General features: G+C 72.9%; 10 protein-coding genes and 1 pseudogene. 6 read left to right on the forward strand and 5 right to left on the reverse strand.

Annotation, left to right across the window (positions count from 1 at the left end; genetic code table 11):
* Both LZ604_RS14465 and LZ604_RS14470 read right to left on the reverse strand, forming a co-directional pair.
* Positions 1–964, reverse strand: a pseudogene (locus tag LZ604_RS14465) (hypothetical protein); the annotation flags it as partial.
* Positions 861–1,814: a phosphatase PAP2 family protein gene (locus LZ604_RS14470; protein ID WP_234515495.1), complete on the reverse strand. Its 954-nt coding sequence runs from the start codon at positions 1,812–1,814 to the stop codon at positions 861–863. The pseudogene LZ604_RS14465 and the gene LZ604_RS14470, both read right to left, overlap by 104 nt.
* 190 nt (positions 1,815–2,004) lie before the next feature.
* Here LZ604_RS14470 and LZ604_RS14475 point away from each other — a divergent pair, with 190 nt between their 5' ends.
* Positions 2,005–2,601, forward strand: a complete 597-nt coding sequence (locus LZ604_RS14475) for a histidine phosphatase family protein (protein ID WP_234515496.1) — start codon at positions 2,005–2,007, stop codon at positions 2,599–2,601.
* Positions 2,602–2,903: 302 nt separating this feature from the next.
* Here the strand turns inward: LZ604_RS14475 and LZ604_RS14480 are convergent, their stop codons facing one another.
* A complete protein-coding gene (locus tag LZ604_RS14480) occupies positions 2,904–4,376 on the reverse strand; it encodes an NsdA family TPR-like regulatory protein (protein ID WP_234515497.1) in 1,473 nt (490 codons plus the stop codon).
* Between the two features lie 299 nt (positions 4,377–4,675).
* On the opposite strand from LZ604_RS14480, the gene LZ604_RS14485 reads away from it, so the two are divergent.
* Both LZ604_RS14485 and LZ604_RS14490 read left to right on the forward strand, forming a co-directional pair.
* Entirely contained in the window at positions 4,676–5,107 is a 432-nt protein-coding gene (locus LZ604_RS14485; RefSeq protein WP_234515498.1) for a hypothetical protein, read from the forward strand.
* 84 nt (positions 5,108–5,191) lie between these two features.
* A complete protein-coding gene (locus LZ604_RS14490; protein ID WP_234515499.1) occupies positions 5,192–6,058 on the forward strand; it encodes a spermidine synthase in 867 nt (288 codons plus the stop codon).
* A gap of 52 nt (positions 6,059–6,110) precedes the next feature.
* Here the strand turns inward: LZ604_RS14490 and LZ604_RS14495 are convergent, their stop codons facing one another.
* Positions 6,111–6,665 (reverse strand): hypothetical protein, encoded by a 555-nt coding sequence (locus LZ604_RS14495; protein WP_234515500.1) that lies wholly within the window; start codon positions 6,663–6,665, stop codon positions 6,111–6,113.
* Positions 6,666–6,795: 130 nt separating this feature from the next.
* Between LZ604_RS14495 and LZ604_RS14500 the strand changes: the two genes are divergently transcribed.
* The 3 genes from LZ604_RS14500 (at position 6,796) to LZ604_RS14510 (ending at position 10,495) form a co-directional block, all read left to right on the forward strand.
* Positions 6,796–7,500, forward strand: a complete 705-nt coding sequence (locus LZ604_RS14500) for a response regulator transcription factor (RefSeq protein WP_234515501.1) — start codon at positions 6,796–6,798, stop codon at positions 7,498–7,500.
* Positions 7,497–8,900, forward strand: coding sequence for a sensor histidine kinase (locus LZ604_RS14505; RefSeq protein WP_234515502.1), 1,404 nt, complete (start codon positions 7,497–7,499; stop codon positions 8,898–8,900). Before LZ604_RS14500 ends, LZ604_RS14505 begins: the two co-directional genes overlap by 4 nt.
* Before the next feature lie 110 nt (positions 8,901–9,010).
* The gene (locus LZ604_RS14510; RefSeq protein ID WP_234515503.1) at positions 9,011–10,495 is read left to right on the forward strand and encodes a glycoside hydrolase family 18 protein; all 1,485 of its coding nucleotides are present in this window, start codon (positions 9,011–9,013) and stop codon (positions 10,493–10,495) included.
* A gap of 49 nt (positions 10,496–10,544) precedes the next feature.
* Here the strand turns inward: LZ604_RS14510 and LZ604_RS14515 are convergent, their stop codons facing one another.
* Positions 10,545–11,972, reverse strand: coding sequence for a GH1 family beta-glucosidase (locus LZ604_RS14515; RefSeq protein ID WP_234515504.1), 1,428 nt, complete (start codon positions 11,970–11,972; stop codon positions 10,545–10,547).
* Positions 11,973–12,014: the final 42 nt, after the last annotated feature.

Genomic DNA, 12,014 nt, shown 5'->3' on the forward strand with positions numbered 1-12,014 from the left:
CGACACCGTCGCGCCCCTGCGGCTCCGCGCCGCCTTCTGCGCTCCGCCTCCGGAGCGCCTCAGCCGGCGTCGAGGGGGCGACCGTGCTCGACCCTCCGGGCCTCCGCGCGCTCACCCCCTCGACACCGTCGCGCCCCTGCGGCTCCGCGCCGCCTTCTGCGCTCCGCCTCCGGAGCGCCTCAGCCGGCGTCGAGGGGACGACCGTGCTCGACCCTCCGGGCCTCCGCGCGCTCACCCCCTCGACACCGTCGCGCCCCTGCGGCTCCGCGCCGAGCCGGGCGGCGACCTCCTCCAGCGCCAGCACATAGACCGCGGCCTGGCGGGCGGCGGCCCCGACCTTCGCCGGGTCCGCCGAACCGTCGAGCAGCGGGAACGACTTGATCTCCACGACGGTCCAGCTGCCGTCGGGGTGGACGACCACCGCGTCCGGCTCGAGGAACGCGGGGGAGCCCGCCACGTCCAGGGCGAGCATCGGATGGTCGAGCAGCGCCCAGGTGCCCGCCTCGGTGGCCTCGCGCAGCGCCAGTGCCGTACGGGCGGTGCGGCCCTCCGGGCCGACCGCGGCGAGGTCGGGGACAAGGGCACCGTCCGGTGCCGCGGCGGCCGGGTCCAGCTTCTCGTGCACCAGCCGGAGCAGCTCGGCGCCGCCGTCCGCCTTGACCCGGGCCTCGAAGGCGTTGCCCCGCATGAAGGCGAACTGCGACTGCCCGAACGCCGACGGCGCACCGAGGGCGCCCGCCAGCACCGCCTTGTCCACCCCCGCCCCGTCCAGGAGCGCGCGCCGCCGGCACCCCGGGTTCGCGGCGAGCGCGGCGAGGGCGCGCGCGTCGAGCGCCTTGGGCGGTACGGCGCCGCGCAGCTCAGCGAGTTGGTGCCGGAGCGCCGTCCCCCGCCTCCGCGGGGGAGGTACCCGGCTCGGCTCGGGGCCCGGTGCGGGAGATGCGCTGTCGGGGAATTCGCTCACCCGTCGAAGTCTGGCATCCGCCACTGACAATCGAGGAACCCGAGGCCCGCGGGGCAGCTGTGACCGGCGCGGACCGGGCCCGCAGCCGGGTCCTGACCGTGTCCACCGCCCGCATGAGTGGCCGTGCCGCCACAAGGCCTGCGCCCATGACGGCGACGCCCGCGACCGCGTCGAGGAGGTAGTGGTTCGCGGTGCCCATCACGACGAGCGCGGTCAGCAGCGGATAGGCGACACCCGCCGCCTTCGCCCAGCGCGTGCGGCCGTGCCGCCACAGCATCACGCCGCACCACAGCGCCCAGCCGACGTGCAGGCTCGGCATCGCCGCGTACTGGTTGGTCATGCCGCCCAGGCCCCGCGGCGCGCTCGCCTGGCCGCCCCACCAGCCGTACGAGCTGTACTGGGCCATGGTGTCGACGAAGCCGTGGCTCCCGGAGAGCAGGCGGGGCGGGCAGGTGGGCAGCAGCGTGAAGCCGATCAGGCCGATGAACGTGGACGTCATCAGCCAGGTGCGGACCGCCCGGTAGTGCTCCGCGTGACGCCTGAAGACCCACACCAGGAGTACCGGCGTCACCAGATAGTGCAGCGAGGCGTACCAGAAGTCGGCCGGTATCCCGATCCACGCCTCACGGGTCAGGAAACGGTTCAGCGGGTGCTCGGCGTCGATGTGGAGCTGCTTCTCCAGCCGCAGGATCGCCAGGCCGTGATCGACGGCGTCGGAGACGTCACCGCGGGCGAGGAGCCGGCCGGCGGAGTACGAGGCGTACACCAGGAGGATCAGGGGCAGTTCGGTCCACCAGCGCAGCCGGGCAGGGCGGACCTGCCCGGTGCCTGGTATCTCGGCCTGCGGCATCCGATTCGCCCTCCCCCTTGCTCTGCTGCGGCACCCGACGGGCCGGTCGTGCCACCCTACGGCGTCCGCTTTGCGCCCCGTCGGGGCGCCCCGGCCCTCAAAGACGCAAGGATCGCCCCCCGGGTTGCCCGGGGCGGAGTGGGACATGATGGAGTGATCCCCCTGTTGATTTCTCCCGGAAAGGTTCCCCATGGCACCGCGCATCCTGCTGGCCCGGCACGGACAGACGGCATGGTCGCTGTCCGGCAAGCACACCGGCAGGACCGATGTGCCGCTTCTGGAGGAGGGGCGACGGGGCGCCAAGCTCCTGGGCGAGCGGCTGCACCGGGCGCCGTTCGACGGGCTGCCCGGTGTCGAGGTGCGCACGAGTCCGCTGGCACGCGCGCGTGAGACGTGTGAGCTGGCCGGATTCGGCGAGCGGGCGAGCACCTGGGACACGCTGATGGAGTGGGACTACGGGGCGTACGAGGGGATGACGCCAGCCGAGATCCAGGCGATCCGGCCGGGCTGGCTGATCTGGCGCGACGGTGTGCCGGAGGGGGAGAGCCTGTCCGAGGTCTCCGCGCGTGCGGACGAGGTCGTCGCCTGGGCCCGCGCGGCGGACCGTGACGTCCTGGTCTTCGCCCACGGCCACATCCTGCGCTCCATAGGAGCGCGCTGGCTGGGCCTGCCCTTGGACTTCGCGGCACGCATCAGGCTCAACCCCACGTCGTTGTCGGTGCTGGGCTGGGCGTACGGGGAGCCGGCGATCGAGTCCTGGAACGACCGCGGCCATCTGACGGTCTAGCGGGGCGCGTCCCACGGCACGTCCGCGCGGGACTGAGGATGCGGCCGCGCGGACTGGGGGTTAGACCGCGCGGACTCACGGCCTCACGGATTGCGGGTCGGGTCGTGCGGCCTCACGGATTGCGGGTTGGGTCGTGCGGCCTCACGGATTGCGGGTTGGGTCGTGCGGACCCACGGATTGCGGGTTGGGCCGCGCGGCCTCACGGACTGCGGGTTGGGGCGGACGCAGGGTGCGGCCGCGCGGGGCCGGGAGTGTGGGTCTTCCGAGGGTGCCACCGCGCCGGGCGGTGCGGTGGCGGTCTCTCACGCCGTGCGCGGCAGGCTCGCGTGCCGGTCGAGGAAGGCCGAGACACCCGATGCCCGCCGGTGTGGCAGCAGCACCCTCGCCGTGCCCGCCAGCATGGTCAGGACCCTGGACGACTGGACCTGGTCCAGGAGGTCCAGTACGCGCAGGCCCGCCTCGGCCGCCTCGTCGGGGCGTCCGCCCCGGGCCAGATCGTCGGCGAGCTCCGCGGTGTACAGCGCGATGTTCCGGCTGAAGTGCGGATCCTGCAGATGCGCCGCGCGCCGCGCGTGCCGGGCGGCGCGCGGCCAGTCGCCCAGCGTCGACCAGCACTGCGCCTCGAGTCCCTCGAGCTCGGCCTCTCCGTAGAAGGTCATCCACTCGGGGTCCGCGTCCGACGTCCCTCGCTCGAACAGGGCCTGCGCCCGGGCCAGCGCCTGTTCGCAGCCCGCCCGGTCCGCGAGCCCCGCCCAGCCGCCCGCCTCCCGCAGCGCGAGCAGCGACATCAGGCGGTGTGAGCCGAGCGGCCGGGCGGCACGCTGCGCCGCCTGTGCCGCCCGTACGGCCTCCCGGGGCCGGCCCGCGTCGCGGGCGAGGAACGCGGTGTTGCAGAAGGCGTGCGCCTCCAGGGCCGGGTCCCCGGACATCCGGGCGGTGGCCAACGCCTCCGCGTAGTGCGAGCGTGCGTCGTCGAAGCGGCCCGAGTCGTGCGCCAGCCACCCCACCGAGATGGCCAGTTCTCCGGCACCCGCGTACAGCCGTTCCGTGACCGCCTGCCGGGACGTGCCCGCATCGAGCAGCGCGTACGCGGTCCGCAGGGGGGCCGCCGCGCGCCGGTAGAGGCCGTCCGCGCCGTGCCGGTCGTCGAGCAGTCTGATTCTGCGAACGGCCTCCTCGAGTGCGCCCGCCTCGGATGTGCCCGCACGGTGGACGGGACGTTCGGCGGCCGCTGCCGAGCCGCCGAAGGTGAGCCCGAACGGGCCCAGGGAGGCGGCCGCCACGGTGGCGGTGCCTCCGGTCATGAATGCGCGACGCCGCACGTCGCTCTCCTCGTGGTTCTGTTCGTCGTCCGGGCCTGTGCCGTACGACTCGTGTGTCTCGTGGATGGCTCGGGTGTCCCGCATGTCATACGTCTCACATGCCCTCGGGGTCTCACCGGGGGCACCGGAGTAGCTGCCGGGGCGCGTGGGGGGCGCCTCGTCGCCGGTGCGCGCCCCCCGGCCGCGTACCGACGAGCGGGGTGCGAACCCCAGGTCCGCGAGCGTGCGACCGGGGAACATGTGCAGGAACACGCGTTCGTAGGCGTAGTTGGGGCAGCGGATCTCACCGGCCTCCACCCGGCCGATGTAACGAGCGTCACAGCTGACCCTTTCGCCGATCTCGCGTGCGGCGCGCCGTACCGCCGCGGCGAACTCGCCGGGCGAGCGCTGTCCGCGCAGTTGCCGGAAGGCGAGGTTCGGCCGCGGTGGCCGGGGGGACTGGGACGAACTCATGGCCGGGCCCTCTCTTGCGAACCGTCGAACCATGCCGGTTTCAGGATGGCTTGTCCGTGTGGTGCCCGTTGGCTCCCTGTGTCCGGCGGTGCAAGAAAGTACCTGCCTCGCGGGTGCCGTCACGCACGGTTTGGCTACAAACCGGATATCTCATGCGCGATCTGCCATGAACTGCCATCCTTAACGGCGGTGTTGTGCCGTTGCCGTTGACGTTCCCCCGCGTTGAACGCTGTGGACCGGGAGCCGCCCGAACTCCCGACCCAACTCAGCGTCGAGGAGGGGTTCCGTTGGAGGCCGGGATGCAGACCAGGCAGAGCACCGAGTTCCGTGAACAGTCGTCGGCCGCACGGTCCGTGCCGACGCCGGAGTGCGGCGCACCGCCGCACCGGGCTCCCGACCTCGTGACCGTCCCGGCCCGGCAGGGACTCGAGGCGGTCGACATCCTCCGCCGCGGCGCGGGCGACTGCGTCGGCCCCGTCCTGCACGACGGCGGCGACACCCTCGGCTTCCTGGTCCCCCCGGGCACGGCGGACGGATGGGACGTCCCGGGCAGCACCTGCACACAGACGGACGGGAAGGGCCTGAGCCTCTTCGCCGAGCAGCCCCAGACCGAGGGCACCGGCTGGCTGCTCCCGCCCGGCGATGTGGAACTGGCCACGGACCCGGCGGTGCTGCGCGAGGCGCTCGGTGAGGCGGCCCGGCTGATCGAGGCCGCGGACAACTGTCGGTGAGCGCTCGCGGACACCGCGGAATCCCGCCGCGGCGGCCACCGGCCCCGAGCGGCCGCCACCTGTCGTTCCCCCGATAATGGCGGGATGGGCAGGTCACGGAACACGCGGCGCGGGCAGGCGGCCGAGGCCGTGGTCGAGGCGGTCGACGGCGGGCTCGCCCAGCTCGTACCCGACCGGGACCGGGCACGCGCCTGGACCCTCCTCATCGACGGCGCCCCGCAGTCGCACGTCGACCTCGACGACCCGGCCCACCTCGCCTTCGAGTACCAGCGCCGCCTCGGCCACATCATCGACCTGGCCGCCCAGCCCGGCCGTCCGGTGCAGGCCGTGCACCTCGGCGGCGGTGCGTTCACCCTCGCCCGCTACACCGCCGCCACCCGCCCCCGCTCCACCCAGCAGGTCGTCGAGCGTGACGCGGCACTCGTCCAACTCGTGCGGCGCGCTCTGCCGTTGGACCCGAACGCCCGGATACGGGTGCGTTCCACGGACGCCCGAGAAGGGCTCGCGAAGATACCCGACGGCTGGGCGGACCTGGTCATCGTGGACGTGTTCAGCGGGGCGCGCACCCCGGCGCATCTCACCTCCGTCGAGTTCCTCGGCGAGGTCCGCAGGGCGCTGAAGGACGGCGGCCTGTACGCCGCCAACCTCGCCGACGGCCCGCCGCTGGCCCATCTGCGCGGCCAGATATCGACCGCGGCGGTCGTCTTTTCCGAGGTCGCGCTGGTCGCCGACCCGGCTGTCCTGCGGGGAAAGCGCTTCGGCAACGCCGTCCTGGTCGCCTCAGCGCATCCGCTGCCGGTCGCCGAACTGACCCGCCGCGCCGCCTCGGACCCGCACCCCGCGCGCGTGGAGCACGGCAGGGCCCTGACCGACTTCACCGGTGGTGCGGCGGCGGTCACCGACGCGGCGGCGGTGGCGTCACCGGCGCCGCCGCCCTCGGTGTTCCGCTGACCGCCGGCGGGCGCCTGCCGCGGGTCCCCACGGGCGGCCGGTGCTCGGCCGGCTAGTAGTTCCCGATCTCCACATGGGGCGGACCGTCGTGCCAGGTGCAGAACACCGACACCCGGTCGGCACCCGAACTGAACTCCACCCGGATCCACGACTCCGTCTTCCACACCTGCATCGACCAGCCCGCCCCGGGCGTGGCCGACACCAGCGTCGCCGACGTCTGCCCGAGGTCGAAGACCGCGCGTCCGCCGTCGGTGTCGTAGCTCTTCACCCGGCCCGAGGAGGACGAGGAGGACGCGGCGGTCGACGGCGAGGACGGGGTGGCGTGTGCGGAGGGGCCGGGACGGGCGCCGGCCGTCTTAGAGGGGGTCGGCCTCGGGCTCGTCGCCGGCTTCCCGCCGTGACTCACCGACGCCTCGGGCCGCTCCGTCGACGACGTCAGCGGGGCCGCCGCTCCCTGTGCCGTGGCACCGCCCGCCGTGATGGGCAGGGCGCGCGGCGGGTCGTACGCGGTCCCCGCCATGACCGTGTGGACACCCCACCACGACAGCGTGACCGCCGCGCCCGTGGCGAGCGACCACGCCAGTACGTGTACGAGTCCTCTCAGCATCCCGGCCATACTGCCTCACGCGTCCCACCCGCGTCTCACGGGTCGCACACAGTTCCGTTTGTCTCGTTGGCCCACAGGAGTTGTCCACAGGCCCCGGCCGGGCTCCCCCGTATGGCGTACGGTGCCGCCCATGGCAAGTGTGCTCGTGGTGGAGGACGACCAGTTCGTACGCTCGGCGCTCATCAGGCACCTGACCGACGCCGGGCACACCGTGCGCAGTGTCGGCACCGCACTGGAGGCGTTGCGCGAGGTCGCCCATCTCTCCTTCGACGTCGTGATCCTCGACCTCGGACTGCCCGACCTGGACGGGTCCGAGGCGCTGAAGATGCTGCGCGGCATCACCGACGTGCCGGTGATCATCGCCACCGCGCGGGACGACGAGACGGAGATCGTCCGCCTGCTCAACGCGGGCGCGGACGACTATCTGACCAAGCCGTTCTCCGTCGAGCACCTGTCGGCGCGGATCGCGGCCGTGCTGCGCCGCTCCCGCGCCGTCGCCACGGACGCCGCGTCGCCGACGGTCATCCGGGTCGGCGGCCTGGCCATCGACCCCCTGCGCCGCCACGCCGAACTGGACGGTATGCGCCTCGACCTGACCCGCCGTGAGTTCGACCTGCTCGCCTTCCTCGCCGGCAGGCCCGGCGTGGTCGTCCCGCGCCGGGAGCTGCTCGCCGAGGTGTGGCAGCAGTCGTACGGGGACGACCAGACCATCGACGTCCATCTCTCCTGGCTCCGGCGCAAGCTGGGCGAGACCGCGGCCAGGCCCCGCTATCTGCACACCCTCAGGGGCGTCGGAGTGAAGCTGGAACCGCCGAGGACGGAGCCGTCGGCATGAGGTGGGCCCTGGTCAAGGTGTGCGTGGCGGTCACCACGATGGTGGTGGTCGCCTTCGCCGTCCCGCTCGGGCTGGTCATCAAGGAGATGGCCCGCGACCGGGCCTTCTCGAACGCGGAACGGCAGGCCGCCGCGATCGCGCCCGCGCTCTCCATCACCACCGACAGGGACGAGCTGGAGCGGGTCGTGGCCTCGGCGGGCTCCGACGACGGGATCGCGGTGCACATACCGGCGGGCGACGGCACGAAGGCGGCCGACATCGGCCGCCGACGCGCCGCGGCCGAGGACATCGAGACCACACGCCGGCTGGGCAGGGCCTCCACCACCGAGGTCCCGGGCGGCTCCGCACTGCTCCAGCCCACCGCGCTCAGCTCCGGTGCGATCGCCGTGGTCGAGGTGTACGTGCCCGAGTCCGACGTGTCCAACGGAGTCGGCACGGCCTGGGCGGTGCTCGCCGGGGTCGGCATCGCGCTGATCGTCGGGTCGGTGGCGGTCGCCGACCGGCTCGGTGTGCGGATGGTGCAGCCCGCGCAGCGTCTGGTGGAGGGTGCGCACGAGCTGGGGGAGGGGAAGCTCGGGGCGCGCGTCCGGGAGGAAGGGCCCACCGAACTGCGCCTGGCGGCGGCCGCGTTCAACTCGATGGCCGACCAGGTCGTACAGCTGCTGGCCAACGAGCGGGAGCTGGCGGCGGACCTGTCCCACCGGCTGCGCACCCCGCTGACCGTGCTGCGGCTGAACGCGGCGTCGCTCGGCGAGGGACCGGCCGCCGAACAGACACGAACGGCCGTGGCACAGCTGGAACGCGAGGTCGACACGATCATCCGCACGGCCCGGGAGGCCAAGCCGCAGACCGTGGCGGCGGGCCCGGGCGCCGGGTGCGACGCCGCCGAAGTGGTCCGCGAACGGATGGAGTTCTGGTCGGCGCTCGCCGAGGACGAGGGCCGCAAGTGGCGGGTGGCCGGGATCGACCGTCCGGTACGGATACCCGTGGCCCGCGCCGACCTCGCGGCCGCGCTCGACGCACTGCTCGGAAACGTCTTCCGGCACACCGCGGAGGGCACGGCGTTCGCGGTCGACGTGCACAACGGCGAGGACGCGGTGATCGTGCTGGTCTCCGACGCCGGGCCGGGCATCGCCGACCCGGACGCGGCGATGGCCCGCGGCCGCGGTTCGGGCAGCGACGGCTCGACGGGCCTCGGCCTGGACATCGTGCGCCGGCTCGCCGAGTCGACCGGCGGGGACGTACGGATCGGCTCGTCGGTGCTGGGCGGCACGGAGGTGCGGATCTGGTTCCAGCTGGACGGCCGGGCCCCGGTGCGCCGGGGGCACCGGGGGTCGGTGCGACGCCGCCGATCCGGGAGATTGGTCTCTACCTTTAACCGTCCCCGATCCCTCCCTTAAGCGCACCCTAAGATCCTCAACGCCCGCCCGGAAGCGGCGTTTTGACCGATTCCGGCTCGCTAGCGTGCTGCCGCATCCACCCCCCAGTGAGCAGCGAAGGCAGGCACGCGATGAGCAGTACGCACCGGCGCAGGATCAGCGGCAGGAACAAGGTGATCGGTGGCATCGTCACCGCCTCCGTCGTCGGCGGCGGGGCGATCCTGATCACCGGCACCGCGCACGCCGCCGGGGTCGGCGCCGTGTACACGAAGACCAGCGAGTGGTCGACGGGATACACCGCGCAGTACGTCGTCACGAACGACAGCGGTCAGGCCAAGGACGACTGGACGCTCCAGTTCGACCTGCCCTCCGGCGCCAGGCTCAGCTCGCTGTGGAACGGCACGTCCACGGTGAACGGACGGCACGTCACCGTGCGGCCGCCGTCCTGGGACAAGGACGGACTCACCGCGGGCGAGTCGGTGACCGTGGGCTTCGTGGTGAACGGAGCGGGCGATCCGACCGGCTGTCTCATAGACGGAGCGAAGTGCTCGGCGGACGACGGCGCGACACCGGAGCCGAGCGGCCGTCCCACCAGGACCGCGACGCCGACGCCGTCTTCGACGCCCACGTCCAGGCCGACGTCCACCGCGACGGCGACCGCCGAGCCGACCCCGACCTCCCCGGTCACCCCGTCCCCCTCCCGGACCACCGGCGGCACGACGACCGGCGCCGGCTTCGCCCCGTACGTCGACACATCCCTCTTCCCGGCCTTCGACCTGCTCGCCTCCGCGAACGCCACGGGCGTCAAGGACTACAACCTGGCCTTCGTCACCGACGGCGGCGGCTGCACGCCCAAGTGGGGCGGCGTCACGGCCATCGGCAGCGACGCGGTGGCCGCGCAGATCGGCGACCTGCGCGCCAAGGGAGGCGACGTACGCGTCTCCTTCGGCGGCGCCTCCGGTTCGGAACTGGCGACCACATGCTCTTCCGCGGACGCGCTCGCGGCGGCGTACGGGAAGGCCGTGGACGCCTACAAGCTCACCAAGGTCGACTTCGACGTCGAGGGCGGCGCGCTGCCGAACGCTGCCGCGAACACGCGCAGGGCGCAGGCCATCGCCAAGCTCCAGCAGCAGCACCCCGGCCTGGACGTCTCGTTCACCCTCCCGGTGATGCCCGAGGGCCTGACCCAGGACGGCGTGAACCTGCTGGCCGACGCAAAGTCGAACGGTGTGAGGATCTCCGCCGTCAACATCATGGCGATGGACTACGGCCCCGCGTACAGCGGAGACATGGGCACCTACGCAGAGCAGGCCGCCACCGCCACCCAGGCGCAGATCAAGAGCGTCCTCGGCCTGTCCGACAGCGCCGCCTGGAAGACGGTCGCGGTCACGCCGATGATCGGCGTCAACGACGTCTCGTCCGAGGTCTTCAAGGTCGACGACGCCACCCAGCTGGTGAACTTCGCCAAGTCCAAGGGTCTGGGCTCGCTGTCGATGTGGTCGGCCGCCCGTGACAAGAGCTGCGCCGGCGGTGCCAAGCCCACTGCGGACGCGACGTGCAGCTCGATCACCCAGGACCCGTTCGCGTTCTCGAAGGCGTTCGCCGCCCGTAACTAGCGGCCGCCCGCCCGGGGCGCGGCACGTCGCGTGCCGCGCCCCGGGCCGGTCAGGCGTCCACCGGGGGCAGCGTCCCCGTCCGGGCCGCCCGGCCGTACCAGTGCGCGCTCGACTTCGGGATGCGGGCCAGCGTCGCGTAGTCCACGTACACCGCCCCGAACCGCTTCCCGTAGCCGTACGCCCACTCGAAGTTGTCCATCAGGGACCACAGGTAGTAGCCGCGCACGTCGGCGCCGTCCGCGAGGGCGCGGCGGACCGCCGACAGATGCGCGTGCAGGTAGGCGATCCGCTCCGGGTCGTGGACGCGGCCGTCCGGGTCCGGCTTGTCGTCGTACGCCGCGCCGTTCTCCGTCACGTACAGCGGCAGCCGGGGCGCCTCCCGCGTGTACCGCATGATCAGCTCGTACAGCCCGGACGGATCGATCGTCCAGCCCATCTCCGTGCGCTCGCCCGGCGTCCGATGGAAGGTCACGTCGTCCGCTCCCGGCCAGGGCGAGTACGGGCTCGCTCCGTGACCGTCGGGCCGCGGGCCGCTCGGGCTCGCCTCCCCGGCCGCGGACACGAGCGTCGGTGTGTAGTAGTTGAGCCCGAGCGCGTCCAGCGGCTGATTGATGACCGCCAGGTCCCCGTCCAGGACGTGCGACCAGTCACTGACCGAGGACGTCGCCGCGAGCAGCGTCTCGGGGTACGCCCCGTGCAGCATCGGGCCGTGGAAGACGCCGTTCGCCAGGTCGTCGATCTTCCGGCCCGCCGCCAGGTCAGCCGGGTCCTGCGACACGGTACGCACCACCGAGGAGTTGAGGCTCACCGCGACCGTGTTGCGGGACGGCATCACGGAACGCAGCGCGGAGGCACCCAGACCATGGGCCAGGTTCAGATGGTGGGCCGCGCGCAGTGACGCCGCCGCGTCCGTACGGCCCGGGGCGTGCACCCCGGAGCCGTAGCCGAGGAACGCGCTGCACCACGGCTCGTTCAGAGTGATCCACTGCTCGACGCGGTCGCCCAGTGCCTCGCCCACGATCCGCGCGTACTCGGCGAACCGGAACGCCACATCCCGCTCCGGCCAGCCGCCGGCGTCCTCCAGTTCCTGCGGCAGATCCCAGTGGTAGAGGGTGATCGCGGGCTTGATGCCGTGGGCGAGCAGTTCGTCGACCAGACGGCGGTAGAAGTCCAGGCCCCGCTGGACCGCGGGACCCCGGCCCGTCGGCTGCACCCGCGACCAGGAGACCGAGAAGCGGTACGCCGTCAGGCCCAGCTCGGCCATGAGCGCGACGTCCTCGCGGTAGCGGTGGTAGTGGTCGACAGCGATGTCACCGGTGTCGCCGTCGGCCGTCCTGCCCGGCGTATGGCTGAAGGTGTCCCAGACGGAGGGCGTACGGCCGTCCTCCCGCACCGCCCCCTCGATCTGGTACGCGGACGTCGCCGCGCCCCAGAGGAAGGCGGGAGGAAAGGTCACGGGCGTTGCGGGCTCAGACATGGAAGCGCTCCCATTGAGGGTCGAGGAGGCCGACGGTGGTCG

Origin of the sequence: Streptomyces glomeratus (assembly GCF_021462825.1) — a bacterium.
GTDB lineage: Bacteria > Actinomycetota > Actinomycetes > Streptomycetales > Streptomycetaceae > Streptomyces > Streptomyces glomeratus.

Excerpts from the sequence above, each read along its gene's own strand:
- LZ604_RS14470 (WP_234515495.1), bottom strand. The coding sequence starts at position 1,814 with ATGCCGCAGGCCGAGATACCAGGCACCGGGCAGGTCCGCCCTGCCCGG.
- LZ604_RS14475 (WP_234515496.1), top strand. The coding sequence starts at position 2,005 with ATGGCACCGCGCATCCTGCTGGCCCGGCACGGACAGACGGCATGGTCG.
- LZ604_RS14480 (WP_234515497.1), bottom strand. The coding sequence starts at position 4,376 with ATGAGTTCGTCCCAGTCCCCCCGGCCACCGCGGCCGAACCTCGCCTTC.
- LZ604_RS14485 (WP_234515498.1), top strand. The coding sequence starts at position 4,676 with ATGCAGACCAGGCAGAGCACCGAGTTCCGTGAACAGTCGTCGGCCGCA.
- LZ604_RS14490 (WP_234515499.1), top strand. The coding sequence starts at position 5,192 with ATGGGCAGGTCACGGAACACGCGGCGCGGGCAGGCGGCCGAGGCCGTG.
- LZ604_RS14495 (WP_234515500.1), bottom strand. The coding sequence starts at position 6,665 with ATGCTGAGAGGACTCGTACACGTACTGGCGTGGTCGCTCGCCACGGGC.
- LZ604_RS14500 (WP_234515501.1), top strand. The coding sequence starts at position 6,796 with ATGGCAAGTGTGCTCGTGGTGGAGGACGACCAGTTCGTACGCTCGGCG.
- LZ604_RS14505 (WP_234515502.1), top strand. The coding sequence starts at position 7,497 with ATGAGGTGGGCCCTGGTCAAGGTGTGCGTGGCGGTCACCACGATGGTG.
- LZ604_RS14510 (WP_234515503.1), top strand. The coding sequence starts at position 9,011 with ATGAGCAGTACGCACCGGCGCAGGATCAGCGGCAGGAACAAGGTGATC.
- LZ604_RS14515 (WP_234515504.1), bottom strand. The coding sequence starts at position 11,972 with ATGTCTGAGCCCGCAACGCCCGTGACCTTTCCTCCCGCCTTCCTCTGG.